Source organism: Bacillus sp. FSL W8-0183, from assembly GCF_038006825.1.
Classification (GTDB): Bacteria; Bacillota; Bacilli; order Bacillales; family Bacillaceae; genus Bacillus; species Bacillus altitudinis.
Window position 1 is genome coordinate 1,122,708 of record NZ_JBBOVY010000001.1, and the last position, 25,582, is coordinate 1,148,289.

Sequence of the window (25,582 nt, forward strand, 5' to 3'; positions counted from 1 at the left end):
CTTACTCATCGTCATCACTTTTTTGCAAAAAAACCATTGATTATCGTATAAAAAAATATATAATTTATCTATATCGTATAATTTTTTATATAATGAAAGGGGTCATGGGGATGATGTATGAAGAACTGGATACGCCGGCACTACTCATTGATAAACGGGTGATGATGGAGAATGTAGCGGCGATGCAGCAATACGCAGACCGCCAGCATGTCAAATTGCGCCCTCATACGAAAACTCATAAAACGCCTGCACTTGCCAAGCTGCAGGAAGAGAAAGGTGCATCTGGCATTACGGTGGCGAAAGTAGGAGAGGCTGAAGTAATGGCAGCCCATGGGCTAAAGGATATTTTTATCGCCAATCAAATTGTAGGTGAGATTAAACTCAAGCGGATTCGTAAACTGGCAGAGTCGATACAGATTTCATTCGGTATAGATTGTGTTGAGCATGTGAAGCAGATTGAGCAAGTCTTTCGTGAATCAGAGAAAAAAGCGGAGGTTTTAATTGAGATAGAGGTTGGAGAGGGAAGGTCTGGTGTCATTGAAGAACGTGATTTCTGCCACATATTAGAGGCGATTCAAACAAGTGATGCCGTTCATTTAAAGGGGATTTTTTCTCATGATGGTCATACGTATCAAGCGGAAAGTAAAGCACATTGCCGGACATTATACGAGGAGGCTGTAAATCGAACACTCCGTTTTGCGCAGATTGCAGAAGAAGCTGGTATGCCGCTAGAGGTCGTCAGTATTGGATCAACACCGCCATTTTTATTTCAATTTGATATTCCAATAGGAGTCACTGAAATACGGCCAGGCACATACATCTTGATGGATGCTTCCCAGTCCAATGTAATCGGCACATATTCACATTGTGCAGCATCAGTGCTGACGACGGTCATTAGTAAACCGACAGAGTGCCGGGTGATTACAGATGTAGGGGCCAAGGGGCTGACGGCACAAACACGTACAAAAGGGCTGACCAAAACAGAGGGCTTAGGCAAAGTGAAAGAATATGATGATGTATTTGTTTCAAGCGTATTTGACGAGCATGCCATTATCTATCATGAAGGCTTTCGTCAAAGTGTACAGATCGGTGAGAAGGTGCAAATGATTCCGAATCACATCTGTCCTGCTGTGAATCTTCATGAAAAAGCATATCTCATTCAAGATGGCAAGGTGGTAGAAGAGCTGGAGATTGCTTGTAAAGGAAAGCTGCAATAAATGGGTAGGATCATAGAGGGTGTTGCCGCATGCATAGCAGAATATAAGGCAGCTTCCATTCTAAGAAAGATCATCATTTGAAATCCATACATCTAAGGAAAAGGCGCCGAAAGGGGTCTTTTTTATTTGAGAAAAAATGGCGAAAATGAAATAGATTGAAACCAAATGTGCCTTTCTCGTCGTCTATTGACTGTATCATCATGAAATGGCAGGGAAATGTGAACCATTAGAAGGATTTTCATTCATTTCCGCATAAATCACAGAAGTGATACATGCGGTCTGTTACAATAAAAATAAGTCATTTCTTACAAGGTGTTCGTATGAGGTAAAAGTTGATCATATTTGACCGATATGAACAAATGGGAAAGAGAAATGGGGGCCCTGTATGAAAAAACGATGGCATTTGATGCTGCTATTTACCGTGACAGTGACACTACTCACGGCCTGCAATCAAGCAGGTCAGCCGCCTTCAAAACAAAACACAAAAGAAGCTGCGTATGAACAATGGGTTCAGCGTTATATGGATGAGTTAAATGAAGCATATGAAAACATGACCGATCAATTTATTTCGGATGGACATGGAAAAATTCAAGTAAATGAAAAATTGACAAAAGCGACGAAAGCATTCGACCGTGTCATTCAAAAAGGGCTTACTCATCAAGAAGTGCCAGCTGTGTATCAAAAGGCAGACAAACAATTAAAGACAGGTCTTGCTTCATTTGAAAAAGGAATTAGCAAGGTAGAGCAGCTGTTAAAGCGTCCTGATCAAGAAAAGCTGTTTATGTCAGCTACTCAACATTTTCAAGATGGATTGCAAGAGACAGCCTCTTTCATTGAAGAAGTGGGAAACGTTCAGCAATCACAATGAAAAGCCTGGAAGGGAGACTTCCAGGCTTTTTTAGATGTGCAGTGTTTGCTTTAATCGGCGTACACCTTCTTGAATCATGGCTTCATCCGTACAGGCAAAACCAAGCAGCAACCCTTTCCTTTTGCTTTCATAACAATAGGGGCTTAATGGATAAATGCCGACACCTGCCGCTTTTGCGGCCTCAATCGTACCTTGTTCATCAAAGTCTGATGTTCCTTCCAAAAAGACGTGAAGGCCTGTATCGGTTCCATATAAACGGAAGTGTTTGTCAAAGTGATGTGTCAAAAGAGCATCCATCATCGCTGCCTGCCGTTTTTTATACACCTGTCTCATCCGCCTGACATATCGCGTAAACTCTCCTTCTCTGAAAAAAGAGGCAAGAGTGATTTGCTCCATGATCGGCAGCTGTCTTTGAATAAGTGATTGCAGTGCAGCGATTTCTTTGATGACTGCTTTGGAGCCGATGATGGCAGCAAGGCGGATGCCTGGAGCAAGTACCTTGGAAAAACTGACAATATAGATCACATGATCGGGTGCTTCTGAAAATAAAGAAGGAAGCGGTCCGCCATGATAACGATAATCCCCATCAAAATCATCTTCTAATATGTAAGATTGAGCCTTCGCAGCAAACTGCAACAGCTCCCGTCTTCTATTGACGCTCATACAGACACCGGTTGGCCGCTGATGAGAGGGCGTTACAGCGATCAGCTTTGTACGTTCTGGCAATGTATTCACCATCATTCCTTCTTCATCGACTGGTGCGGGGTAAATAGTCATTTCGCGATGTAAAAAGGACAACCTAGCTCCAGGAAAACCAGGATCTTCAACAGCGACTGTATCTCCTTTTTTGAGCATGACTTGTGAAATCAAGTCAATGGCTTGCTGTGTGCCCCCTGTTAACACGATTTGGTCTTCTTCTATCTCAATGCCGCGTTCAACCGATAAGTATTGGCGAATTTCTGAACGTACTTCCCATAATCCATGCGGAGAAGAATAACCCCAATCTTTCATATTTAAGCGCTGTAATGCTTTTAGAAGCGAGCGTTTCCATATGTTTTGAAAATGGTCGTCGATGGCTGGTTCTTGATGGCGGAAATCAATCTCAAGTGTGTCATGAAATTGATTGGCCGAGAGCCAGTGATCCATTTGTTTTTCAGCCTCGTCAAAGTGAGGTCTTGTCGGAAGTGCAAAAGGCGGTTCGTTTTGATGTGGGGGAGAAGCAGCATTGTAATCACTTGAAATGACCTTTGTTCCGCCTCTTCTAGAGGTGCTGACATAACCTCTTGCCAGCAGTTCATCATAGGCAAGCTGTACGGTGGATCGAGATACGTTGAGCTCTTGTGCTAATACTCTTGACGGAGTCAACTGATCATCAGGATTCAGTGTGTTTGTATGAATTTTTTGAATGATGCCATTGACGATTTGCTGCCAGAGCGGGGTAGAGCTGGAACGGTCTAAATGAATGTACACAGTGCACCTTCTTTCCTTTGTCATGTCATCATGATGATGACATGGAATTATGGACTGGTCAATAGCTTCATTTTTGGATGTGGGAAGAAATCCAAATGATGTGTACACTGGTTCATATCATTTACACAGAGGAGAGAGTCCCATGATTCCTGCATCAAAAGAAGAAACAGCACAGCTATCTATGATTCCGTTTGTGTTCGTTTTATTTAGCCTTTTTATGATTACAACAGCAGTGAACCTGCAAGTCCCTCTTTATACGGAATATGCAGAGCACGCAGGATACGGAAAGGCGTCAACAGCCCTTGTGTTTGCTGCGTATGTTTTCGGACTGATTCCAGTATTATTGTTACTTGGCGGCATGTCTGACCGGGCAGGACGAAAACCGATTTTATTGATCGCACTTTGCTTTTCATTATGTGCCACCCTGCTCATGATCGTGCATCCGACCATACAAATGCTCTTTGTCGCCCGGCTGCTGCAAGGAGTGGGACTTGGGTTAAGTGTTGGCACATGTACTGCCTACTTGATTGCTTTATATCCAGAGAAATCGGGCTGGATCCCAACGTTTATCGCATTATGCAGTTCGATTGGATTTGGGGGAGGTGCTCTTTTTACAGCGATTCTTTCTTTTGAGCAAGTGTCACTGACGCCTCTTAGCTATTGGATTGTGTTGGTCTTGATTATGTTGACGATTGTTGCTGTATTCTTTTTGGTGCCGCCTGTACAAGGGGAGGCAAGTAAACCGCTAATGAACATGCCGAGGTTTCCAAAAGGGACAATGCCTGCGAACATAGCCATTGCTATCGCATGGTCTGTGTGCGGTCTTGTCATTTCGATTTTGCCAGCACAGCTTAAATTAAATGGCTATGAATTGTGGGTAGGACCGGCGCTGTTTTTTATTAATATGGCAGGTGTTCTGATGCAGCCTTTTGTCCGAAAGATGAATAGCAGTGCAGCGCTTCGTATCGGTTTTATTTGTCTTCCGTGTGGATATGGCCTGCTGTTATTCGGTGCTAATAGCGGGTCCATTTTCCTTGTCCTTGCTGGAACTCTTTTAGCGGGCACAGCTTGCTATGGATTTACTTACTTAGGTGGTCTCCAGCTGATTGTTGAGAAAGGGAAGAAGGAAGCGGCTAGAGCCGTTGCTGGATATTACTTGTTTGCGTATCTAGGTCTTGGCATACCAAGTGTGTTCGTTGGTCTCTTTGCTGATATGTACGGTACTCAGACAGTGTTAACGCTCTTTTTCATGCTCGTGCTGGCTGCCTGCCTGATCTTACTTAGTTTAAGTTTCAGAGAGAGGCAAAAGTGAAATGGATTCTTTCTCTTTCCTCTCCAATTCGTTTAAAATAAAGACAGAAGAGGGGGAGGGAAATGAAAAAAGTACAGCTAAATGGTGCGATGTGCAGATCACAAGAGGAGCTTCATGATCAACTAAAAACAGTGTTACAACTTCCTGATCATTACGGCAAAAACCTTGATGCCCTTTGGGACTGTTTAACAGGAGAAGTGAGCTTGCCTTTAGAGCTCACGTGGATTCACTATCAAGCAAGCAAAGACGAGCTTGGTGATTATGCAGAGAATTTGCGGCAGTTATTTCAAGAGGCTGAAGAGGAACTGCAAGGGCAGTTTCAATTGAATATTGAAGCGTAAAAAAGCAGCTGATCCCAAAAGCTGTTTTTTTTATGCGGTTTTCACCCTCATTCTACTATTGAATATTTCACTAAATATGATAATATATGAACTGTCGCTTAATTGATAATGATAATCATTTGTGGCAGAGAGCTTGATAGAAAGTGTGAACCCTGTATGAAGTTGTACCAATTAAGTTTGTTGTTTTTGTGTTTGGCATGTGCGTCGCTGTTTGTCGGAGTACAGGACCTGTCTCTTTTACAGTTGTTTCATCTATCAGATGAACAAATGAACACCTTATTTTCAAGTCGCATCCCGCGGCTGATGAGTATTGTGCTTGCTGGCATGAGCCTGAGCTTATGCGGTTTTATCATGCAAAGCATGACGAGAAATAAATTTGTCTCTCCAACGACTGCAGGAACAATGGATTGGGCCAAGCTGGGTATTTTAACCGCCATGCTTGTTTTTACACAGGCAAGCCCGCTGATGAAAATGGCGATTGCGTTTTTATTTACGTTAGCTGGCAATCTATTATTCTTAAAAATTTTACGCCATATTAAGGTGAACGATACGATCTACGTACCGTTAGTCGGCTTAATGTTTGGCGGAATTGTTAGTTCAATTTCCACGTTTATAGCCTATAAATATGATTTGATCCAAAACGTATCCGCATGGCTGCAAGGGGATTTTTCTCTTATTGTTCAGGGGCGTTATGAACTGCTCTATGTGAGTGTTCCTCTATTGATCATCGCGTATTTATATGCTGACCGCTTTACAGTGGCTGGTATGGGTGAGAGCTTTGCCGTCAATTTAGGTTTAACGTATAAACGTGTCATGGCAGTTGGTTTGGTGATTGTTTCGATGATTACTTCTGTAACGATTTTGACTGTTGGCATGCTGCCATTCCTCGGCTTAATCATTCCGAATATTGTATCGATCTACCGAGGGGATCACTTGAAAAAGAGCCTGCCGCATACGGCTTTATTAGGGGCCATTTTTGTGCTCATATGTGACGTGCTCGGACGAGTGATCATTTATCCATATGAAATATCTGTCGGGCTTATGGTCGGCATCATTGGAAGTGCGATCTTCCTGTACATGTTATTAAGGAGGAAGCGCTATGCATAAGAAACGAACATTATTTCTCATTGCAGCCATTGCAGCCGTATTCGTTGTCATCTTCGTCACCTTTCAAATGGGGTACTGGGAGTACACAGTGCCGAGCCGTTTAAAAAAGGTGCTTGCCATGACTTTGACAGGAGGCGCGATTGCCTTTTCTTCTGTTGTGTTTCAAACATTGACCAATAACCGAATCTTAACGCCAAGCATTTTAGGGTTAGACGCGCTTTACTTGTTTTTGCAAACGGCGATTATTTATCTTTTTGGATCGACCAATATGATGATCGCGAATAAGAACCTGAATTTCTTTCTCTGCGTTGGATTAATGATTCTTTTTTCTGTGCTGCTCTATACGGTCATGTTCAAACGCAAAAACAAGCATATTTTCTTACTCCTGCTTGTCGGGATTGTGTTTGGAACATTGTTCAAAAGTCTTTCTTCCTTTATGGAAATGCTCATTGACCCGAATGAATACCAAGTCGTACAGGACAAGTCCTTTGCCAGCTTTAATCACATGAACACAGATATTTTACTCCTCGCTTCTCTTTTATTTGCGGCACTTTGTCTTTATATATGGACCTTCCGCGCGAAATTAGATGTCATGTCATTAGGAAAGGAACAGGCTGTGAATCTTGGGATTGACTATGACGGGATCACAAAAAAGATGCTGATCGTCATTGCCGTCCTTGTTTCTATTGCGACGGCCCTCGTCGGCCCGATTACGTTTCTTGGCTTACTCGTCGTCAATGTGGCAAGAGAGCTGTTTCGTACATATCGGCACACGTACTTGCTATTAGGCTCGTTTTTCATTAGTGTCATTGCGCTTGTAGGCGGGGAATTTCTTGTGGAAAAGGTATTTACGTTTCAAACACCGCTTAGTGTGCTGATTGATTTAGTCGGCGGACTGTATTTTATTTATCTACTTTTAAAGGAGAGTCGTTCATGGTCGTGATGAAGGGAGTCAGTAAGACATATAACGGAAAAACAGTGCTTCACGAAACAACTGTCAGTGTAAAAAAAGGACAGCTGACCTCTCTCATTGGTCCAAATGGCGCAGGCAAAAGTACGCTTTTGTCCATCATGAGCCGCCTGATTCAACCTGATACTGGGGAAGCTTATTTAGAGGATAAACCTTATCGTGCGTACTCTCCTCAGGAGCTTGCGAAAAAAATGAGCATCTTGAAGCAGTCGAACCACATGAGTGTGCGTTTGACCGTTCGTGAGCTTGTCAGCTTTGGCCGCTTTCCTTACTCTCAAGGCCGCTTGACAAAAGAAGATGAGAACATGATAGATGTGTCGCTTCAATACATGAGACTCGTCGAAATCCAGCATCAATATTTAGATGAACTAAGCGGCGGACAAAGGCAGAGAGCCTTTATTGCCATGGTGCTAGCTCAGGATACGGATTATATTTTCTTAGATGAGCCTTTAAATAATTTAGATATGAACCATTCAGTTGAAATGATGAAGCTGTTTCAGCAGCTCGTGAAAGATCTTGGAAAAACGATTGTTGTTGTTCTCCATGATATTAACTTTGCATCTGTCTATTCAGATCACATCGTCGCCTTAAAAGAGGGTCAGGTGATCAAAGAAGGAAGCGTTGATGAAGTGATTCAAACAGAAGCACTTGAACACATTTATGACATGCGCATACCAATCGAAGTCATTCGTGGTGAGCGTATTTGCTTATATTTTTCTTGAAAAAATGAAGAGGTGATCAATCATGAAAAAATGGATTTGGATGATAACAGTATTAACAGCGATTGCTGTCCTTGCTGCCTGTGGTAACCAAGGAAAAACAGCGGGAACGAATGAGGAAACCGTAACAGTAAAGGATATGTTGAATAAAGACGGTGTGAAGGTCAAGAAAAACCCGAAAAAAGTCGTCGTCTTTGATATGGGAAGTCTCGATACACTTGATAAGCTTGGTGTCAACGTGACAGCCTTACCAAAACAAGTGATTCCTCACTATTTATCTAAATATGAAAGTGATAAATATGAGAATGTCGGCGGGTTAAAAGAGCCAAACTTTGAGAAAATTGCAGAGATGAAGCCTGACTTGATCATTATTCAGCACCGCCAAGCAGATGCATTTGATGAATTTTCTGAAATTGCTCCGACGATTTATATGGATGTAGATAACGCAAACTATATGGAATCATTCAAAAAGAATGCCGAAACGTTAGGAAAGATTTTCGATAAAGAAGACCAAGTGAAAAAAGAACTGTCTGCCATTGATCAAAAAGTAGATGCATTAAAGAAACAAGCAAAAGAGTTAAACAAAAATGGTCTCGTCATCATGGCGAACGACAGCAAAATGACGGCATTTGGTCCTAAGTCAAGATATGGTCTGATCCATGATGTATTTGGGATCACACCAGCAGATCAAAAGCTAGAGCCATCTGATAAACATGGACAAAGCATTTCGTATGAGTATATGGTCAAAACGAACCCAGATTACTTATTTGTCGTGGATCGAGGCGCGGCGATTGGAGAAGAAACGTCTGCGAAACAGCTTGTTGAAAATGATTATGTGAAATCAGTCAAAGCGGTTAAAAACAATCATGTGGTGTATTTAAACTCTGACATGTGGTATTTAGCAGGCGGCGGCCTTGAATCATTGAATGCGATGATTGATGAAGTGAAAAAAGGAATTGAACAAAAGTAATGGTTGAAAAGCTGCTCATTTTGAGCAGCTTCAGCGTGTAGACAAACCCTCGCATTCGGTGTCAGTCCTGCGTGCTGGTGCTCACGAATGTGAAATTCGCTCCGCGCCAGTACTCGTCCTTCCTAGACTGCAAAGGTTTTCTATCACGCTGAAAAGAAGACAAAGGGCTAAAATCAAGTTCATTTTAGCCCTTTGTCAGCAATCTGAAGCTGCTCATTTTGAGCAGCTTTTTTATTGTGGATACATAAAAATATGTTGCATGCAGGAAACTTTCATCAAAATATGTTATAGTGGAACCTACATTGTGAGACTAAGATAGAGTGAGGGTTCGGAAAGGATGAAGGAGAAAACAAGATCAAAAAGAAGGCTAAGACCTTGGGTGAAAGTCGTGCTGTTTATCATGGCATTTGTCATGATCATGGCAGTATCTGTCACAGGATACGCATACTATAAAATTTCAAAAGCGTCGAATAAAGCGCAAGTATCTTTAGAAAGAGGAGAGACCTCGCAAAAGCGTGTGAAAGCTTTTGATCCAGGAAAGGATAGCTTTTCGGTGCTGCTCTTAGGGATTGACAGCCGTCCAGGTGAAACGGTAGACGAAGCAAGAAGTGATGCGGTCTTACTGGCGACGGTGAATCGAACAGACAAAACGATCAAGCTCCTAAGTATTCCTCGTGATTCTTACGTTGATATACCGGGGAGAGGATATGATAAAATTGCTCACGCCCATGCGTTTGGGAGTGCAGATTTATCAGTCAAAACGGTAGAGAATTTGTTAAACATCCCGGTAGACTATGTGATTGCAGGAAACTTTAAGGCGTTTCAAGACATTGTCGATGAGCTAAATGGAATTGACGTAACGATTGAAGATGAAGGCATTGCAAAACAAATGGAAAAGGATTCAAAAGGAAAAGTTCATGTGGAAACAGGCACGCATACGCTCAGTGGTGAAGAAGCATTAGCGTTTGTGAGAACGAGAAAGGCAGATAGTGATCTCATGCGCGGAAAGCGCCAAATGGAAGCACTTCAAGCCATCTTTGAAAAATCCAAATCCATTTCTTCCATACCGTCTTATGACAACATCATTGATACACTTGGGGATAACGTCTCCACCAATTTATCCATGAAGCAGTTGATCGGTCTATTCCCTTTACTGAGTTCATTAAAATCAGTGGATACCATTCAGTTAAAAGGGCACGATTACCAGCCTGGGAATGTGTATTACTTTGAGTTAGATGGACCAGGATTAGAAGAAGTGAGACAAGAGCTTAGAAAACAGCTCGAATTGTCATAATGGAGAAAGAGCCTGCCGCTGTGGCAGGCTTCAGCGTGTAGACAAACCCTCGCATTCTTTGTCAGTCCTGCGTGCTGGTGCTCACGAATGTGAAATTCGCTCCGCGCCAGTACTCGTCCTTTCTAGACTGCAAAGGTTTTCTATCACGCTGAAAAGAAGACAAAGGGCTAAAATAAAGTTCATTTTAGCCCTTTGTCAACAATCTGGAGCCTGCCGCTGTGGCAGGCTTTTTTTAATAATAGAGGGTTGCAGGCATCGTTGGGTACCACACACCATTTAAAGCAAGCGCCCAGCCATACACCTTTTGACCTGATTCAATCTTGTCCTTTACCGAAGTGAGTGCTTCGTATGAAAAGACTTGATAAGCCTGTCCGGTTTTTTTAGCGACAATGACCGATAGAATATTGTCATTGAATACACTTGGTTCTTCGTCCGTACTCGTCCAAGCAATTCGATTATAGTAATTCATGTTGAAAGGATTTTCGAGTGCTTTCACTTCAAACTTCACTCGTTTTCCAACGATAGAAACCGTTGTATAGGCTACACTTGTTATTTGTGCAGATGTTGCTGGGGCTTGTTTTCCTGTTTGCAGTGGTTCTAATGCTGACACTGTGCTTGGCACAAGTAATCCTGCTGCTAAGGTGAGTGCTGTTATTTTTTTGAACATGAGTTGGAACCTCCTAATTTTTGGTATAACAATCAATTCGCCAAAAACTGAAGAGTTCCTTCTATAAATGTAAAATATAACCATATTATTTTCCTGAATGGAGGAAATAGTGGGTGAGCATTTCCTCTACACGATGACGTATACGGGGATTAAAATATTTATGCTTTTCTTCATAGCCATTTATCAGAAATAAATATGTCGTAAATCCTTCATCGTGTTCAATTTGCTGTACGTTCATTTTTTCTTTACGTAACTGTTGTTTCAGTTGATAAAGGGCTTTTTGTGCTTCTTTTAATGAAGAGGTGACTAGCTGAATATATGGTTCATTTAGTTTGAATGTTTGATGTTTTTTAAGGTACGTCAAATCACGATTGAGGATGGAGATGACCATTGGAAGAAAGATGGCCTGTTCCATCATCTGAAGCTGTACGCTTGATAATCTCGTCATGTCCATGCCTGCTTTCTTTATATATAGAACGTTTGTTCTTATTTATTATATCGGATGACTTAAAAAATCTCAAGGGGGGCTGAGAGGGATTCATTTGTATATTTTTATGTTTTCCATGTAAAATGAAAGATAGACAAACCTTGAAGGAGTCAAACAAGTTGCCATTATTTCTTTCTATATTTACTCATGAAAATATCACATCATTTTTTGAAAGCTACAAGGCTTTTGGACCCATTGTGGCTATATTACTCCCTTTAATAGAAGCATTTCTACCGTTTTTACCTCTCGTGGCATTTGCGGTGGCCAATGCTAATGCTTTTGGGCTATGGGAAGGCTTTTTATTGACCTGGATTGGTGCAAGTGCAGGGTCTATCCTTGTCTTTTTACTGATCAGAAAATTTGGACAGATGAGGATGCTGAATTTTATTAGCAGACACCCTTCTATTCAAAAGCTAATGCTTTGGGTTGAAAAGCGGGGATTTGGTCCATTATTTATTTTACTCTGCTTTCCTTTTACACCTTCTGCTGCCGTCAATGTCGTAGCAGGTCTATCAAGAATCAGCGTCTGGCAGTTCTCATTAGCCGCTTTATCAGGGAAGTGTGTCATGCTCTTTATTATTAGTTTTATCGGCTATGACATTTCAGCTTTAGTAAAGAATCCGTTAAGAAGTGTTTTTGCGGTTCTAGTCATTGCTTTATTATGGTATGTTGGAAAGAGAGTAGAAAATAGGTTGAATATTCGGATGAGTCAGCGTGAGGACAAAGGAGGCTCTTAATGAAAAAGAAGCCATTGCTATGGTTCATGATTATTACATGCATCGTCTTGTTGTTCCAAGTAAAGAATTTCATGTTTGTCACGTACAAAGTAGAAGGGGTTAGTATGGACCCGACATTTACAGATGGAACAGAATTATTAATTAACAAGTTCTCGCCAAAACTCACGAAAATTAGCCGGTTTGACTATGTGTTATTTCATGGCCCTAAAAATCAAATCTTGATCAAACGGGTCATTGGACTTCCAGGAGAAACAATCAAATATGAAGATGATCAACTGTTTGTTGATGGTGTAAAATGGAAAGAGCCGTATTTAAAAGAGCAGAAAAAACATAAAATGGGCAACGTCCTAACAGGTGATTTTCAGCTGAAAGCCATCACCGGTCGTCAGAACATACAAAACAATCATTACTTCGTGATCGGAGATAATCGAATACATAGCTTTGACAGCCGGCATTTTGGAACGATCTCAAAGGATCAAGTAGTCGGTGTAAAAAGGAATCATGATGAATAAAAAAGAGCCGCTCTGCTTATGCAAAGCGGCTCAGCGTGTAGACAAACCCTCGCATTCGTTGTCATGTCTGCGCTCCAGTGCTCACGAATGTCAAATTCGCTCCGCTCTGGTGCTCGACCTTCCTAGACTGCAAAGGTTTTCTATCACGCTGAAAAGAAGACAACGGGCTAAAATCAACATCATTTTAGCCCGTTGTCAGACCATCTGAAAGCCGCTCTGCTTATGCAAAGCGGCTCTTTTTATTTAGCGGCTTTATAATCAGTCTGTCTTTTTGCCCAGACATGATGTAAGAAACGAAAAAACGGTGGCAGCATGGCGATGACCAAAATAATTCTAACGACTTGTACAGCCACAACAAATGTGGAATCCTCATGAAGTGTCACAGCTGTTGTGGCCATTTCTGCAATACCGCCAGGCGAAAAAGCAAGAATGGCCGTAATGACAGAAATACCTGTTATTTCTGCGATGGCAATTGAACTGAGAACGGTCGCAGCAATCAATCCGGCTGAGCTGACGACGGCCACAATCAAGGTATTTTTTAGCCCGACAAACATTTGTTTATTCATTTTTGACCCGATGGTTGCCCCTAGAAATACCTGTGACGCAATGTTCGCTTGGGCTGGCCAGTAAGGAATCAAATCATGACCTGTCAAGGCGCCTGCCCCTACTTGGAGAGCCGCCACACCTAACATACTGCCGATCAGCCATGGGGCGGGAAAGTGAAGACGCACGGCTAGGCGTGACATCAGCCATGCCCCTAAAATGAGTGCAGCAGTCCAAGAAATGTTTGATATGGTGAAAACGCCTGATGAGAAGGCGCTGCCTTGGGCGACTACCACATCTGATTGGCTTTTTGTATTTAAATAAAATACCGTAAAAGGAATGGTCAGTACGACCATTAACACGCGTATCGTTTGTACAAGACTCACTACAGCTGTATTTGCTCCAACCTCTTGGGCGATGCCCGGCATAGCGGAAAGACCGCCGGGGGCAGTGCCGACAAAGCTGGTCAGCATATCTGTTTTACTCAGCTTCCATAAGACAAACCCGGAGAGCATGGCTAATAAAATAGAAAAAACGAGCATGAAACTCACGGGAAGCCAATTTTCAGCGAAAATGTGAAGGACTTTCATGTTCATTTTTTGTCCTAGTTCGATTCCGAGAATGAATTGACCAAGGAGTAGCCATCTGCTGTGAATACGTAAGGTATTCTTTCCTTTACGCTGAAACAGGGCGGGACGGCGCAGGGCAATAAATGCAGCTGTCATTAATGTGCCAATCATCCAGCCGATAGACATCCCTGTTAGAGACAAAAGGAATCCACCTAAACCGCTTACCGCAATCAAAATGAGATCGGTTCGAAGGCTGTTTCCTTGCTTCATCACGTATAAACCTTCTTCCTGTATATTTGTTCAGTAAGTGAAATGTTGTTATCTTCACTATAATACAAAAGTATCTATAAATAAAATACGAATTTTTTTAGTATTTTCATAAGATTATCTTATGGTTAACTCTGTTAGAAAAGAGATTTTTTTGATATAAATGACATATAATTTTCGCCAAAAACAAATACAATATACAACGATTTTCCCCTATTTTTGTTATCTGTTGACTATCATTTTCAATTACACTACAATGCTTATTGTTAATTAAGACTTTATTGATAGAAATGCTTATTTCAGTTATGTTAATTATGTAAAAATGCATTAAATTATATGTATTTTATTAGTTATGGAGTATTTGTGGAGTACAATACTCCATTTTTTTGTTCTCAATAAAGAAAAAAGAAATGAGCTGTACTCATTTCTAAAGGAACGACAAAGAATCTAATTTCTTTGAAAGCTGCTTTTGTCTGCTAGGGAAGAGATGTCCATAGGTATCTAAAGTGAAGGTTACTGATTTGTGTCCTAAGCGTTCGGAAATCAATAGTATTTCTTCACCTTGATGTATTAGTAGTGAAACATGTGAATGCCTAAAACCATGAAATTTAATTACTTTTAAAGATTGACTCATTGATTTGTTTATCTTGTGGCATGTGTCTTTGATGAGTTGATTGATATAATGAGTGCTGGGGATTTTCCCATCTTTTTCAAAGATTGGAGTCTGTGGTGTTTGGATTAAACCTAATTCATCGTATCTATTTTTTTGCTTGGTCTTTAATTTTAATAACATATTAGTTAGTTTTTCGTTTATGCTAATTGCTCTTATCGAATTTGGTGTTTTAGGTGTAGTAACGATATCTTTTTTGTTAAGTCTGTGATAGGTTTTGTTGATGGTTATTATTCCTTCTATTGTATCTAAATCTTCCCAGGTTACTGCTTGAGCTTCTCCAATTCTTGTCCCTGTCAAATATGCAAATGTATATAGTGTCTTGTAATATTCTTGCTTTGGAGTCAGAGAATTTATAAACAATTTGAATTCTTCTGGAGTCCAGATGATTATTTTATTAGAAGTGTCTCTGAGATTCTTTACATCAGCGCAAGGGTTCTTTTTAACAAGCCCTTCTTTTACTCCTGTTGAAAAAATGTTATGTAAGATCACCATAAGTTGATTTATCGTTGATACCTTTAAATTTTGATTTATTAAGTGTTGTCTGAAATTTGTTATTTCTGTGTACGTGATTTTATTTACAAGAGAATTTTTGAAGAATGGAGCGATATGTTTATTAATCGAAAGTGTTCTATTGTGTATAGTAACTTCTTTTAAATGTTGTTCCATATGATTAAAGTATAGAGCTAATAAATATTTGAATTTTGTATTCTTTCCATAATCTAATTCACCATTTCGGTACTTATTTTTAATGCGGTAATAAATTTCTTCGGCTTCATTTTTAGTGCTGGCAATTTTAGTTTTTCTTCGTCTTGCTCCAGTTATGGGATCGAATCCTACACTTATATCGACTTTATATTTTCCATTAGACATTTTTTTTATAGGCATATCTTAAACTCCTTTCTATACAATTATTTTTCCAACGTTCTGAAAGTTTTGAGGAGTTGGGTTAAACATCCGAAGTTGAGCAGCCTTTTGTTCCACAATAAATTCTGGTAGGTCATTGAGAAAGGCAATTTGTTGTATTCTCCACTTATTAAGATGGTTAGTAAATGTGTTTATCAAGTTATCGGGTAATAAAAGTTCAGCAGCGAAGATGTTTGCTTGGTCTTCTAATTTTTTTTCTAACTCAATTGAACAATTTTGTAATTTGAAAGAGTTTAAATCTCTGTGCAAAAAATAGTGTCCTAATTCGTGAGCTACTCCGAATTTTTCCCATTCATAATTAGAGTTTATGTGTATGAGATAGGTGTCGGTATTTTCATGATACTGTAAACAACCTCTTACAGTACCTAAGTCGTTTTTGAGAATTGGTATATTTAAAGTTTGACAGATTTTATAAATGTCGTTGCCATTATGTTCTTTTAATAAGTGCTGTGCTTTGTGTTTAATTCTTTTGTCTGTATAAATCGTCATCACTCTTTCTTTTTCATAGCCTCGGCATACTCGATACCATTTTTTAAAGCTTTTTTTATTAGATTGGCTGTTTCCTCATCAATGTCACCATTTTTGAGGAACATAAGTGTTTTTTCTTCTTTTAATTCTTCAATGGCTTCATTAATAGCCTTTTCTAAATTATTTCTTTCTTTACTGGGACGATCCAATAAATAGTCAGTGGAAACATCAAAGAAGTTAGCAATTTTATTTAATGTGTCACTTGTTGGAAGTATCTCTTCATTCTCGAAGCGAGCAATAGAACTTTGACTTAAATATAAAAGATGTGCAAGTTCTTTTTGGGTAAGTTTTTTTGATTTTCTTAAAGTTTTTAATTTATAACCAAAACTCATATTTTCGACCTCTTTTTTTCTTATAATATTACATATAGTAATAAAATAAACAATAAACATCAGTTTTTTATGCGTAATATGCATTTTTTATGTTGACTTAATGCGTATACTCATTTATTATAGAGTTAAGAAATGATTATACGCATATTTTGAAGGGGGATATGATGAGTTTTTTAAACTGCAAAGACGTTCAAAAAATCTTGAATGTTAAACAAGCAACTGCATATGAAGTCATTAGAAAATTAAATGCACAGTTAACAAAACAGGGGTATCAAGTTGTTAGAGGGAGAGTAGACAAAAGTTATTTTGAAAAAAGTTACCTTTATTCAGATAGTAGAGAAAAGGTGACAAGCTAATGGAATATTCTCAAACAAAAGACATAATGAAAAAGGCTGTGTTACTTGCAAAAACTTTAGAAGGCAACTGGTCAGCAAGAATGAAGATGGCATTAAATTATGTGTACATAGACCATTATTTATCACAGCCATTGAAACGAGAAGTAGTTGAAAATTTGTTACTAAAAGGGATATCATTTCGACGAATCAAGAAACATTATAATGTCGGGATGAAAGAAATTTCTTCTCTGCTCGCTAAATGAATAGTGTGAGTTTACACCACTATAAAGCGTGAGAGAAAAGAGAGGTTGTGAAGTAATTGAGCCTTTTAGAATTTTTCAATCAATCCTTAAAAAGGTTTGAAAATGAAAAAGAACCAATTACATTTGCTCTAGCAGCAGTAATTCAAAAAAAGATTGATGAGTCGCTGCACAAAGAATATGAGGAATTTGATCAATGGTTTAGACAAACGTTTTATGATTCAGAGGGGAAGCCAATGCAATATTTTAGGACACCTCTTGTTGATGAATCACCAGTCATATTTGGTGCTAAACCAAAAGTTATTCTTTTAAATGGCCCATATGTGGGTGGAGTATCTCTTTAAAAAGGAATGAAGTTCTTTGAAAAATACATACAGACAAAAAAAGCGCCTTGATATTCATCAAGAACGCCTTAGATAAAACATAGACACTTTTATTATAAGGCTTCTTGTTTGAAATGTCATGCGTGAGTATTTGACGATTAACGGCAATCATGTTTAATAATGCCGAAGCAGGCTAGAAGAAGCGTGCGAAATAGCTGTAAGCAGCTTGATGATCATAAATGGTCTACTAGGTTGCCATGACTGGATATGTTGTGAGCGACTGATAAGCGCCATGAGGACAGATTCAGAGTCGGAGCGATTCTTTTTTAAAATATAAGATCTGGAGGTTATGAAATGACCATCCAATACTTTAGAGATTCAGAAGGTAAAAAAGGTTCAATTGGAACACAGGTAAATGAAATTAGTTGTGCGGGTTCTGTGATTGCGAAAACTCTTACTGTAGACCGAATAATTAGCAAGGGCAGGGCTGGAGTTCGCCTATATTTTAAAGAAGGCGGCTATACAGGATCGAAGTTAGTTAAAATTATTGAAAAATAAAAATCGTGATGAACACGTGAAAGAGGAGATTTATAATGGAATTGAAATTTATTGTACCTAATATTGCAGAAACTTTTGGAGATTGCAAATTCTTAGGATTTAAACGTGAAAAATTTGTTTATGATCAAGTCAATCAAAAAAGAACTGATGAATTAGAAAGCAGAACTTATAATCTTGCTGCTAGTTGCCAAGGTGGTCCCGTTGAAGTGGTCTTACCTTCTAATGTTGAATTAAAGGAATATGACTTTATGCAAGATGTAGAACTGGTAAACCCTATTATTGAAGCAAGGGTGGACAATGGTGGTCGGTTTGGTACTCTCGTTTGGACTATTCTTGCCGAAGATATTCGAATCAAAGGCTCTAATACTAATTCTACAAAAGTAACACCAGCAGCCCCAGTAACAAATGATAAAAAGTAATAGTGTTAGGGGTGGATGACCATTTCTAAGCTATGGAAGTATAAAGGGACAAAGATTCGTCCTAGACATAAAAATAACGTGGTGAAGACAGGTGCATTAATAAGTGTACCTGTTTTTTTGTTGCTGATGACTCTTTTTTGGAAAGACCATCTTTGGATGTTATACGAAAAAGGTGTTGAAGATACATTTCAAAACTTTACCTTTAATATTCCTTTGATCATTACAAGTTTAACTGTGTCAATTGTAGTTCCAGCAGCTATTTTATTTGGTTGGCGCTACATATTCCGTAAGTATTCAAAATTAAAGAAAATTTATCATCGTCAAAAAATTGCACGAATGATTCTGTCAAACAAATTTTATGATAGTAAAAGCGTGAAGAGCCGTATAACCGATAGAATGGTTCAAAAAATCACATATTTCCCTAGATTTTATTATAGGGTTAAGGATGGTCATATCATTATTAAGATTGCTATGGATATGAGCAGGTTCCAGTCTCGATTTATGGAACTGGGTAAAGAATTTGAGAACGGCTTGTTTTGTGATTTGGTTGAAACGGAATTAGAGGATGGATTTTTCAATTATAAGTTATTGTATGATGCTGGTAAAAATCGTATATCCATTGATGACGCTGTTGTAAATAAAGGCTCTATGAAGCTTATGAAGCATATTGATTGGACATTTGATAAGTTGCCGCACATGCTGATCTCTGGTGGTACAGGTGGAGGTAAAACGTATTTTATACTCACTTTGATAAAGTCCTTTGTTGCGTTTGGATCGGATGTACGCATACTAGATCCCAAGAATGCAGATTTGGCAGACTTGGAGGGAATATTGAAGGGGAAAGTATTTTCACGAAAAAATGGCATCATGATGACGCTGCGTAAATCAGTTGAAGATATGATGAATAGGATGAATGAGATGAAGAGTCATCCGAATTATAGGACAGGGGAGAACTATGCCTATTTGGGCTATAAACCTGTTTTTATCATATTTGATGAGTACGTGGCGTTTATGGATATGCTCGATTTCAAGGAACGTGAAACAGCAATGCAAGATATTAAGCAAATTATCATGCTCGGCAGACAGATGGGCTTTTTTCTCGTTGCAGGAGCGCAACGTCCAGATGCAAAGTATTTTGCTGACGGAATACGAGATCAGTTTAATTTTAGGGTCTCGTTGGGGAAAATGAGTGAAACAGGCTACGGTATGTTGTTTGGTGACACTGATAAAAAATTCGTTGAAAAGGATATTAAAGGTAGAGGATACGCCTATGCAGGATCGGGAAATATTATGGAATTTTACAGTCCTTTAATACCTAGTGGCTATGATTTCCTAGAAGAAATCCGACTTGCTAAGGAAGGAACGCAGGGCGCGCAGGCGGCGACAGCCGCAAGCGGCAGCGAAAGCGCCCAAGTGACGACGGAGGAGTGAGCGAAGCGAATGACCGAGGGGCAAGTAAAACCCCCCCACGCTAACAGGGGGGTAGTACGCAAGAATGAAAAAGATGAAGAAAATTTAACATCAATGGTCGACTATGTAAGAGTTAGTTTTAAGACTCATGATGTAGATCATATCATTCAAAATATTTTACATATCCATAAAGATTTTATGACAGAGAAGCCGAAAGGCTTTTACGGATATGTTGGAACATGGGAAATGGATATGATCAAAGTCATGTACAGTGCTCCAGATGATGAAAGGGGAACACTGATTGAATTTTCCGGTAAGGGCTGTAGACAATTTGAATCTTTTCTCGAATGTCGAAAGAAAACATGGTTCGATTTCTTTCAAGATTGTTTAAACGAGAAAGGGAGCTTTACAAGATTAGATATAGCAATTGATGACAAACGAACATATTTCTCAATACCTTCTCTTCTGGATAAAGCACAAAAAGGGCTGTGCGTTTCGAGATTTAGAAAATCTGATTATAATGGCTCGTTTGATATTGGTGACGGTCGTCTAGGAGGTACAACTTTATATTTCGGTTCTAAAAAATCAGACGCATACCTTTGTTTTTACGAGAAGAATTTTGAACAGGCTGAAAAATATAACATTCCGTATGAAGAGATGGAAGATTGGAACAGGTATGAAATAAGGTTGAAAAATGAACGTGCTCATTCTGCTGTCTGTGAACTAATTAAAGATAGAAATTTGACCAGTATCGGCATGGCTATCATAAACAACTATGTTCGTTTTGTAGAAGAAGATGGTCCAGAAGAAAAAAGAATGAGAGAAACAAGTCCATTTTGGCTAGAATTTATTGGTGATGTAAAGAAATTGAGGTTGTATACAAAGCCGCAAACTGACTTTTACCAGAAGTCCCGTAATTGGTTGAAAAATAGCTGTGCGCCAACGATGAAGATGATTCTTGAAGCTGATAGAGCCTTAGGGCAAAATGATTTATCAGACATGATCATCAATGCGGAATTGCAAGAAAAACATGAAAAAATGTTAGAAACATTCTTAACGCCAATTCATGAAATGGTGGTTTGATTTTAGGTGCTTGCTGCTAATAAACACAGGTGATGCGAATATTGCTTGTGTCAACGGTAAGCGCACCGTAGGGAGCATTAAGGAGTTGAAACAATCAGCGCCCCCAAACCCTTTTAATGTCTCAAAAGGTCATCACACCTTTTGAGCTGCCTACCGGCGAGGGAGTCCCCCGAAGAATCGGGGGAATAGGGGGATGAGTTCTTAAAGGATAGTCAAAAGACTGTCCTTTTTTGTTTGGATAAGAAAGGGGAGATTTTCTTGAAGGAAGGATTTCATGAATTAAAAATACTACCTCAATACTTTTGGGCTTGTAAAACAGGTCACAAATGCTTTGAAATACGAAAAAATGATAGGGACTTTAAAGTGGGGGATTTGATTCAGTTACGTGAGTATAAAGATGGGGATTATACAGGAAGGTGCGTATTAGGCAGAATTAGCTTCATTACGGATTATCAGCAGCAGGATGACTATGTTGTTTTGAATTTTAAAAGGCTTCGATTGGATGAAGCTGTGTAAGTATGGGGGGATGACTTTGGCGAGTAAATTAAACACAAAAATTCTTGTTATTGAGTCCAATGAGCCTAACTATAAAAACATTGCTGAGGCTGTTTTAGTATTAACAAGGGACATTGATCTTTCTGTTGAGAAGGATGAAGCCGTATGAAGTATGAAGGGTATCAAAAATTCGCTTATATTTGCTTTTCAATATTAGTTCCACTTCTTTCATTTTTGGCGAGTTTATATTTTGGAGTTGCGTTTTTTGCGAGTTTTATGTTTGTTCTAGAAAACGAATTTCTGAATTTCATAGCACTAATTATTTTTGTGTTCGGCCCATTTTCTATAATTTTTGTGCATATAGGTGATGTGATAAAAAAAGATAGTTTGCTTAAAAGGATTGTTAAAAAGATGTGTGATTTAGAACAATCTTATTTCTATATCGGTTGCTTGTTTTTGTTGAATTTTGTGCTATTGCACAATGCTATTGCTTTTGTTGTTGACTGGTGGAATAGGTGATCCATCATGAGCCAATGGAAAGGGTTAGATCATAGACTATTTAATTTGGGTTTTATGATAGGTGTTCCTTCTAAGGTTTATGTAAGGCAGATAAGTAGAGAATGGTTTTTAGTGGTTGAGGGAGAGCGAATAAAAGGCTATTCAGAATATCGTTATTCATTTTACAAAACGAAATTTATGGATGACGGACGAATGACCAGTACCAAGATATTTCTTGATAAAAGCAGTGTTCGGCAAGTATATAGCAAGGTAGTAAATTACATCAATTATTTGGAAAAAACACAAAATTTTGATGTAAAAAAAGCACAAAAAATGGTATAATTGTATTAAGAATAAAACGAAAAGAGAAAGGTTGGGGAGACTATGAAAGCGAAAAAAGTTGTAATTAGTCTAGGGTTGGCGGGCGTATTAGTTGGTGGAACTATTTGGGGGTTCTCTGCTAATGCTAAAAATGAAGCGAAGCAGGAGACACAAGATAAAGAGCAACCAAAAACAGCTACTGTTGTAAAAGAAACAGAGGCTGAAACAAAGAAAACAAAAGAAACGAAAAAAGAAAAGGTAAAGAAGAAGGAAGTAAAAGAAGTTAAGAAAGAAAAGCCTAAAAAGGTAAAGAAAGTCGAAAAGCAGCAAAAACAGGTCGTTAGTGATCAGCAGCAGCCACAACAAAAAGAAAGAATTGTTGCTGCCAGTGAACCGAAAAAAAATAACAATAGTAGCGTTAGTAAAGCTCCAGTAGTGAAGAAAGAACAACCGAAGATTTATAGAAATACAACAGGTTCTTCTAGTCCTTCAAAAAGTAATCAGCCAAAGAAATATGTAAGTAATGGCGGTTCTAATCACCAAAGTAAATCAAGTGCGCCTAAAAAATCAACTGCTGTTCCTAAAAAAACGCCTGCAAATAATTCTACAAGTAACGGAAAGAAAACAGGACAAGGAAAGATTGAAAATCATGCTGGAAGTGGAGAAAGTACTTATTCATATGACAAACATACTTACAGTGAAAAAGATTTGGATGTTCCTTGGGATGAATTGAATAAATAAAAGTTAAGGGTATTCTTCGGAATATCCTTTTCTTTTTGAAAAGAAGGGGTTGTTAGTGTTATTGAAAAAGACTCTGTTGATATTTTTATCACTTACTCTTTTCTCTCTACTTTTTACTATTCAAAGGGATGACAGACCAATAGAAAGTAACCAAACGCTAGGATCGTTATCTATAAATGAAGAAGGTTTTCTAGTCATGGGTGGTCAATCGCTTTATATGAAAGTTAGTGGCGATTATGAAAAAGCAAAATTCGATAAATTATTAAATGATGGTGATATTGGTCAAACTCTTCTAACAAAAAATGAGATTGAGAAAAAGAAGAAAGGATTGCTTTCATTAGCCTTTGATGTGATTTCATTAAAAAAGGTGGATGCAGCACCACCAAAAATAACGTATTTAGGTAAGATCAATTATGGTGGTTCGGTTGTTGGAAAATTTAAGGTTGATGGTAAGATTGCTTTTTGTTTTCAGCACTCTAAACCTACGCCTGGGACTGGGGCAAAATATGATGAATCGGTTCCATATAATAATGAAAAGGTGCAAAGGGCGCTTTATTATGGATGGGGTGGTCAAGAGAACATCTTTAAAAGCAGTGAGGAAGATTTAGGTATAGTTGTTACCTCTTTAGTCTTAGACCGAATTTATTCAAATGGCGGCAGTGGTAAGAATTTAAAGAAATATGATGAACTGTGGGATAAAGTGATTAATGGAGAAGTGCCTGATAATAGAACGACTTTCTCCAAAAGAAAACTTGCTGTTTCTGTAAAAGGAAACAAACAAGTGACAGAATCCACAACGTTTAAATCGCATAAATCAAATAGTGTAAACATAAAAGTTCCAAGCAATGTGACAATTATCAATGAAAGTACAGGTAAAAAGATTACTGGTGGAAAAATGATTGTTCATGGAAACGAACGGATACGATTAGAAGCTGGTATGGGGGTTGGATTGAATTATTCTACTGGTGACCTTTATGGCAGTAAGAGAGAAAGGTATCAACCTTTGATTACAAAGCCTGTGGGTGGAAATACACAAGTTTTGGGAATGATGGATGTATATAGAGACCCAGATGATAAGACGTCTTTTACCGCCAAATTTGAAGTGCGCCAGAAGAAAATCAATGTGCAGCACATTGATAAATACTCTGGAGAGGTTTTGGAAAAGGAAAGTTATACAAGAAACATAGGTTCCTCGTATTCATTTGCGCCTAAAGCGTCTATCACCAAAGGAAAAGAAAAATTTATCCCTGTTGATCTGAAAAAGAAAACAGGCACATTAGGCAACAAAGATGTGACGATCAAGTTTTACTATAATTTGGAGCGATCTGTGACGGTTAATTATTATGACAACCGTACAGGTGAAAAAATTAAGGAAAGTAAGAAATACAAAAAGGTGCGTGGAGAAAAGTATTCAGAAAAGCCCCCTTCTATCAAAAGTGGAGAATACAAGTATCGTTATATAAGAACTGATGGAGACAAAGAAAGTGGAACGATTGGCGGCAAGAATATTGTCATCAATTATCATTATGATAAGCCATTGGCAAAGCTGTCATTTGATAAGTTGCAAATCTACACAGCGAAATCCACAAAGGGCTTACCTGTGAAAGTTCATCTGTCTAAAGAAATGAATTATAAGACCACTTTAAAAGATTTTGAAGAAAAGAAAATCACAGTAGGCCTGTACTTGAAGGATAAGAAAATCGTTTCTAAAACATATTCGGCGAAAGAGCTGCCTAAGAAAATAGAAATGACAATACCATCTGACGGTTTGAAGGCTGCTGTTAAAAATCTCTACACTGTGAAGTTTACAGACTTCAACAAAAACGATTTTAAAATTGATGCTGCTGCATCCGAATTAAGTACGGATGGATATGTAGCGAGTGAAAAAACGATCAAGGCAACTTCTGAAAAGCAAAAAGAATTTTCATACAAAGGCGTTGTGATGACTGAAAAAACGCCATCAGCAGGAAAGGTTTATTATGAAACACTTACTTTCCCATTAGCGAAAATTGAAAAGAAGAAAACGGGCTATGGAACGAAACGTGAAATTGATCTTCATTATGAAAATGAAATTGGCAGCAGCATTAAGCCATCATTTGACTTTGAAGTTCCCACACGTTTAGTCGATAGTTATTTGTCGTATAAAAAAAGCGGCGATAACTCGATGATTACTATGGAACAAACGAAAGTGACTAACAAAAAACAGGGAGAAACGTCAGTCTATGACCTTGTGTATGAGCTTCCGCATATAAACGTTGAGCGACACACAGGCAACCTGTTCAGCGATCAACAGGTGAATGATAAAGACAAAAGAATTTCTTATGAATTGATTGACGGAGGGCGAAAATTTTACACGCCAATTTGGTCAGACTTGGGGAATTACGAAACGAAAATCAAGTCAAAACCAATGGGTGTCAATTTAATAAAGACAGAAGTCACCGAACAATTGGAGCTTTATGCGTCCATGTATGCTCACATGGACAGTAAAACCATAGATCAAGATGAAGTGTTGCTGAAACCTGTTTATGCTAGTGATCCATTCCCTAATGGATTACCAGAAGGATGGACTAAAAAGGACTTAGATTGGGTCATGTCTAATTAATTTTGCATCTGTATCAGTATCAATTAAGGA

General features: G+C 38.7%; 31 protein-coding genes. 24 read left to right on the top strand and 7 right to left on the bottom strand.

The window, feature by feature from the left end:
• Positions 1-110 precede the first annotated feature (110 nt).
• Entirely contained in the window at positions 111-1,217 is a 1,107-nt protein-coding gene (locus NSQ64_RS05820; RefSeq protein WP_341015511.1) for an alanine racemase, read from the top strand.
• Positions 1,218-1,602: 385 nt separating this feature from the next.
• Complete coding sequence (locus tag NSQ64_RS05825) at positions 1,603-2,085, top strand: hypothetical protein (RefSeq protein ID WP_008348662.1); 483 nt, start codon at positions 1,603-1,605, stop codon at positions 2,083-2,085.
• A gap of 30 nt (positions 2,086-2,115) precedes the next feature.
• Here NSQ64_RS05825 and pdxR read toward each other — a convergent pair whose 3' ends face one another.
• A complete protein-coding gene (pdxR, locus tag NSQ64_RS05830) occupies positions 2,116-3,555 on the bottom strand; it encodes a MocR-like pyridoxine biosynthesis transcription factor PdxR (protein ID WP_341015513.1) in 1,440 nt (479 codons plus the stop codon).
• A gap of 142 nt (positions 3,556-3,697) precedes the next feature.
• On the opposite strand from pdxR, the gene NSQ64_RS05835 reads away from it, so the two are divergent.
• From NSQ64_RS05835 to NSQ64_RS05865, 7 genes are all read left to right on the top strand, one after another.
• Entirely contained in the window at positions 3,698-4,867 is a 1,170-nt protein-coding gene (locus NSQ64_RS05835; RefSeq protein WP_159145571.1) for an MFS transporter, read from the top strand.
• 62 nt (positions 4,868-4,929) lie between these two features.
• The gene (locus tag NSQ64_RS05840) at positions 4,930-5,208 is read left to right on the top strand and encodes a barstar family protein (RefSeq protein ID WP_041507495.1); all 279 of its coding nucleotides are present in this window, start codon (positions 4,930-4,932) and stop codon (positions 5,206-5,208) included.
• A gap of 156 nt (positions 5,209-5,364) precedes the next feature.
• The gene (locus tag NSQ64_RS05845) at positions 5,365-6,315 is read left to right on the top strand and encodes an ABC transporter permease (protein ID WP_039167438.1); all 951 of its coding nucleotides are present in this window, start codon (positions 5,365-5,367) and stop codon (positions 6,313-6,315) included.
• Positions 6,308-7,258: an iron chelate uptake ABC transporter family permease subunit gene (locus tag NSQ64_RS05850; RefSeq protein ID WP_024720012.1), complete on the top strand. Its 951-nt coding sequence runs from the start codon at positions 6,308-6,310 to the stop codon at positions 7,256-7,258. Before NSQ64_RS05845 ends, NSQ64_RS05850 begins: the two co-directional genes overlap by 8 nt.
• Entirely contained in the window at positions 7,249-8,007 is a 759-nt protein-coding gene (locus NSQ64_RS05855; protein ID WP_019743341.1) for an iron ABC transporter ATP-binding protein, read from the top strand. The genes NSQ64_RS05850 and NSQ64_RS05855 overlap by 10 nt, the downstream gene beginning before the upstream one ends.
• Positions 8,008-8,029: 22 nt before the next feature.
• Positions 8,030-8,974, top strand: coding sequence for a siderophore ABC transporter substrate-binding protein (locus NSQ64_RS05860; RefSeq protein ID WP_341015520.1), 945 nt, complete (start codon positions 8,030-8,032; stop codon positions 8,972-8,974).
• A gap of 337 nt (positions 8,975-9,311) precedes the next feature.
• On the top strand, positions 9,312-10,268 hold the full coding sequence (locus NSQ64_RS05865) for an LCP family protein (protein ID WP_007499147.1): 957 nt from the start codon (positions 9,312-9,314) through the stop codon (positions 10,266-10,268).
• A gap of 232 nt (positions 10,269-10,500) precedes the next feature.
• Here the strand turns inward: NSQ64_RS05865 and NSQ64_RS05870 are convergent, their stop codons facing one another.
• Both NSQ64_RS05870 and NSQ64_RS05875 read right to left on the bottom strand, forming a co-directional pair.
• Positions 10,501-10,935 carry a hypothetical protein gene (locus NSQ64_RS05870; protein ID WP_060780949.1) on the bottom strand — a complete coding sequence of 145 codons (435 nt, stop codon included), beginning with the start codon at positions 10,933-10,935 and terminating at the stop codon, positions 10,501-10,503.
• Positions 10,936-11,020: 85 nt separating this feature from the next.
• Complete coding sequence (locus NSQ64_RS05875; protein WP_017360224.1) at positions 11,021-11,383, bottom strand: hypothetical protein; 363 nt, start codon at positions 11,381-11,383, stop codon at positions 11,021-11,023.
• 158 nt (positions 11,384-11,541) lie between these two features.
• Here NSQ64_RS05875 and NSQ64_RS05880 point away from each other — a divergent pair, with 158 nt between their 5' ends.
• Together NSQ64_RS05880 and lepB are read left to right on the top strand one after the other, a co-directional pair.
• Positions 11,542-12,159, top strand: a complete 618-nt coding sequence (locus NSQ64_RS05880; protein WP_017366969.1) for a TVP38/TMEM64 family protein — start codon at positions 11,542-11,544, stop codon at positions 12,157-12,159.
• The gene (gene lepB / locus NSQ64_RS05885) at positions 12,159-12,671 is read left to right on the top strand and encodes a signal peptidase I (protein WP_007499139.1); all 513 of its coding nucleotides are present in this window, start codon (positions 12,159-12,161) and stop codon (positions 12,669-12,671) included. The genes NSQ64_RS05880 and lepB overlap by 1 nt, the downstream gene beginning before the upstream one ends.
• A gap of 239 nt (positions 12,672-12,910) precedes the next feature.
• Here the strand turns inward: lepB and NSQ64_RS05890 are convergent, their stop codons facing one another.
• The 4 genes from NSQ64_RS05890 to NSQ64_RS05905 all read right to left on the bottom strand — a co-directional run bounded on the left by NSQ64_RS05890 (position 12,911) and on the right by NSQ64_RS05905 (position 16,507).
• Positions 12,911-14,053: an AbrB family transcriptional regulator gene (locus NSQ64_RS05890; RefSeq protein WP_007499137.1), complete on the bottom strand. Its 1,143-nt coding sequence runs from the start codon at positions 14,051-14,053 to the stop codon at positions 12,911-12,913.
• Positions 14,054-14,477: 424 nt separating this feature from the next.
• Positions 14,478-15,608: a tyrosine-type recombinase/integrase gene (locus NSQ64_RS05895; protein ID WP_341015525.1), complete on the bottom strand. Its 1,131-nt coding sequence runs from the start codon at positions 15,606-15,608 to the stop codon at positions 14,478-14,480.
• Positions 15,609-15,623: 15 nt separating this feature from the next.
• The gene (locus NSQ64_RS05900; RefSeq protein ID WP_283924281.1) at positions 15,624-16,136 is read right to left on the bottom strand and encodes an ImmA/IrrE family metallo-endopeptidase; all 513 of its coding nucleotides are present in this window, start codon (positions 16,134-16,136) and stop codon (positions 15,624-15,626) included.
• Complete coding sequence (locus tag NSQ64_RS05905; protein WP_073979209.1) at positions 16,136-16,507, bottom strand: helix-turn-helix domain-containing protein; 372 nt, start codon at positions 16,505-16,507, stop codon at positions 16,136-16,138. Before NSQ64_RS05905 ends, NSQ64_RS05900 begins: the two co-directional genes overlap by 1 nt.
• 164 nt (positions 16,508-16,671) lie before the next feature.
• Between NSQ64_RS05905 and NSQ64_RS05910 the strand changes: the two genes are divergently transcribed.
• From NSQ64_RS05910 to NSQ64_RS05970, 13 genes are all read left to right on the top strand, one after another.
• On the top strand, positions 16,672-16,863 hold the full coding sequence (locus tag NSQ64_RS05910; protein ID WP_341015528.1) for an ICEBs1 excisionase: 192 nt from the start codon (positions 16,672-16,674) through the stop codon (positions 16,861-16,863).
• Positions 16,863-17,105, top strand: a complete 243-nt coding sequence (locus NSQ64_RS05915; RefSeq protein WP_283924283.1) for a hypothetical protein — start codon at positions 16,863-16,865, stop codon at positions 17,103-17,105. The genes NSQ64_RS05910 and NSQ64_RS05915 overlap by 1 nt, the downstream gene beginning before the upstream one ends.
• 56 nt (positions 17,106-17,161) lie before the next feature.
• Positions 17,162-17,446: a hypothetical protein gene (locus tag NSQ64_RS05920; RefSeq protein WP_065097530.1), complete on the top strand. Its 285-nt coding sequence runs from the start codon at positions 17,162-17,164 to the stop codon at positions 17,444-17,446.
• A gap of 333 nt (positions 17,447-17,779) precedes the next feature.
• Complete coding sequence (locus NSQ64_RS05925) at positions 17,780-17,983, top strand: hypothetical protein (RefSeq protein ID WP_341015531.1); 204 nt, start codon at positions 17,780-17,782, stop codon at positions 17,981-17,983.
• Positions 17,984-18,018: 35 nt separating this feature from the next.
• Positions 18,019-18,402 carry a DUF961 family protein gene (locus tag NSQ64_RS05930; protein WP_341015533.1) on the top strand — a complete coding sequence of 128 codons (384 nt, stop codon included), beginning with the start codon at positions 18,019-18,021 and terminating at the stop codon, positions 18,400-18,402.
• Positions 18,403-18,417: 15 nt separating this feature from the next.
• Positions 18,418-19,833, top strand: a complete 1,416-nt coding sequence (locus NSQ64_RS05935) for an FtsK/SpoIIIE domain-containing protein (protein ID WP_341015534.1) — start codon at positions 18,418-18,420, stop codon at positions 19,831-19,833.
• A gap of 9 nt (positions 19,834-19,842) precedes the next feature.
• A complete protein-coding gene (locus NSQ64_RS05940; protein ID WP_283924285.1) occupies positions 19,843-20,895 on the top strand; it encodes a replication initiation factor domain-containing protein in 1,053 nt (350 codons plus the stop codon).
• A 258-nt stretch (positions 20,896-21,153) separates the two neighbouring features.
• Positions 21,154-21,411 carry a DUF3850 domain-containing protein gene (locus NSQ64_RS05945; protein ID WP_223251396.1) on the top strand — a complete coding sequence of 86 codons (258 nt, stop codon included), beginning with the start codon at positions 21,154-21,156 and terminating at the stop codon, positions 21,409-21,411.
• 16 nt (positions 21,412-21,427) lie between these two features.
• Positions 21,428-21,559 (top strand): hypothetical protein, encoded by a 132-nt coding sequence (locus tag NSQ64_RS05950; protein ID WP_341015540.1) that lies wholly within the window; start codon positions 21,428-21,430, stop codon positions 21,557-21,559.
• Positions 21,556-21,909, top strand: a complete 354-nt coding sequence (locus NSQ64_RS05955; protein WP_106067402.1) for a hypothetical protein — start codon at positions 21,556-21,558, stop codon at positions 21,907-21,909. Before NSQ64_RS05950 ends, NSQ64_RS05955 begins: the two co-directional genes overlap by 4 nt.
• Before the next feature lie 6 nt (positions 21,910-21,915).
• The gene (locus NSQ64_RS05960; protein WP_283924287.1) at positions 21,916-22,230 is read left to right on the top strand and encodes a hypothetical protein; all 315 of its coding nucleotides are present in this window, start codon (positions 21,916-21,918) and stop codon (positions 22,228-22,230) included.
• A 42-nt stretch (positions 22,231-22,272) separates the two neighbouring features.
• The gene (locus NSQ64_RS05965) at positions 22,273-22,950 is read left to right on the top strand and encodes a hypothetical protein (protein WP_341015542.1); all 678 of its coding nucleotides are present in this window, start codon (positions 22,273-22,275) and stop codon (positions 22,948-22,950) included.
• 55 nt (positions 22,951-23,005) lie between these two features.
• Positions 23,006-25,552, top strand: coding sequence for a thioester domain-containing protein (locus NSQ64_RS05970; protein ID WP_445684638.1), 2,547 nt, complete (start codon positions 23,006-23,008; stop codon positions 25,550-25,552).
• Positions 25,553-25,582: the final 30 nt, after the last annotated feature.

Excerpts from the sequence above, each read along its gene's own strand:
- NSQ64_RS05820 (WP_341015511.1), top strand. The coding sequence starts at position 111 with ATGATGTATGAAGAACTGGATACGCCGGCACTACTCATTGATAAACGG.
- NSQ64_RS05825 (WP_008348662.1), top strand. The coding sequence starts at position 1,603 with ATGAAAAAACGATGGCATTTGATGCTGCTATTTACCGTGACAGTGACA.
- NSQ64_RS05835 (WP_159145571.1), top strand. The coding sequence starts at position 3,698 with ATGATTCCTGCATCAAAAGAAGAAACAGCACAGCTATCTATGATTCCG.
- NSQ64_RS05840 (WP_041507495.1), top strand. The coding sequence starts at position 4,930 with ATGAAAAAAGTACAGCTAAATGGTGCGATGTGCAGATCACAAGAGGAG.
- NSQ64_RS05845 (WP_039167438.1), top strand. The coding sequence starts at position 5,365 with ATGAAGTTGTACCAATTAAGTTTGTTGTTTTTGTGTTTGGCATGTGCG.
- NSQ64_RS05850 (WP_024720012.1), top strand. The coding sequence starts at position 6,308 with ATGCATAAGAAACGAACATTATTTCTCATTGCAGCCATTGCAGCCGTA.
- NSQ64_RS05855 (WP_019743341.1), top strand. The coding sequence starts at position 7,249 with ATGGTCGTGATGAAGGGAGTCAGTAAGACATATAACGGAAAAACAGTG.
- NSQ64_RS05860 (WP_341015520.1), top strand. The coding sequence starts at position 8,030 with ATGAAAAAATGGATTTGGATGATAACAGTATTAACAGCGATTGCTGTC.
- NSQ64_RS05865 (WP_007499147.1), top strand. The coding sequence starts at position 9,312 with ATGAAGGAGAAAACAAGATCAAAAAGAAGGCTAAGACCTTGGGTGAAA.
- NSQ64_RS05870 (WP_060780949.1), bottom strand. The coding sequence starts at position 10,935 with ATGTTCAAAAAAATAACAGCACTCACCTTAGCAGCAGGATTACTTGTG.
- NSQ64_RS05875 (WP_017360224.1), bottom strand. The coding sequence starts at position 11,383 with ATGACGAGATTATCAAGCGTACAGCTTCAGATGATGGAACAGGCCATC.
- lepB (WP_007499139.1), top strand. The coding sequence starts at position 12,159 with ATGAAAAAGAAGCCATTGCTATGGTTCATGATTATTACATGCATCGTC.
- NSQ64_RS05890 (WP_007499137.1), bottom strand. The coding sequence starts at position 14,053 with ATGAAGCAAGGAAACAGCCTTCGAACCGATCTCATTTTGATTGCGGTA.
- NSQ64_RS05895 (WP_341015525.1), bottom strand. The coding sequence starts at position 15,608 with ATGCCTATAAAAAAAATGTCTAATGGAAAATATAAAGTCGATATAAGT.
- NSQ64_RS05900 (WP_283924281.1), bottom strand. The coding sequence starts at position 16,136 with ATGACGATTTATACAGACAAAAGAATTAAACACAAAGCACAGCACTTA.
- NSQ64_RS05905 (WP_073979209.1), bottom strand. The coding sequence starts at position 16,507 with ATGAGTTTTGGTTATAAATTAAAAACTTTAAGAAAATCAAAAAAACTT.
- NSQ64_RS05910 (WP_341015528.1), top strand. The coding sequence starts at position 16,672 with ATGAGTTTTTTAAACTGCAAAGACGTTCAAAAAATCTTGAATGTTAAA.
- NSQ64_RS05915 (WP_283924283.1), top strand. The coding sequence starts at position 16,863 with ATGGAATATTCTCAAACAAAAGACATAATGAAAAAGGCTGTGTTACTT.
- NSQ64_RS05925 (WP_341015531.1), top strand. The coding sequence starts at position 17,780 with ATGACCATCCAATACTTTAGAGATTCAGAAGGTAAAAAAGGTTCAATT.
- NSQ64_RS05930 (WP_341015533.1), top strand. The coding sequence starts at position 18,019 with ATGGAATTGAAATTTATTGTACCTAATATTGCAGAAACTTTTGGAGAT.
- NSQ64_RS05935 (WP_341015534.1), top strand. The coding sequence starts at position 18,418 with ATGACCATTTCTAAGCTATGGAAGTATAAAGGGACAAAGATTCGTCCT.
- NSQ64_RS05940 (WP_283924285.1), top strand. The coding sequence starts at position 19,843 with ATGACCGAGGGGCAAGTAAAACCCCCCCACGCTAACAGGGGGGTAGTA.
- NSQ64_RS05955 (WP_106067402.1), top strand. The coding sequence starts at position 21,556 with ATGAAGTATGAAGGGTATCAAAAATTCGCTTATATTTGCTTTTCAATA.
- NSQ64_RS05960 (WP_283924287.1), top strand. The coding sequence starts at position 21,916 with ATGAGCCAATGGAAAGGGTTAGATCATAGACTATTTAATTTGGGTTTT.
- NSQ64_RS05965 (WP_341015542.1), top strand. The coding sequence starts at position 22,273 with ATGAAAGCGAAAAAAGTTGTAATTAGTCTAGGGTTGGCGGGCGTATTA.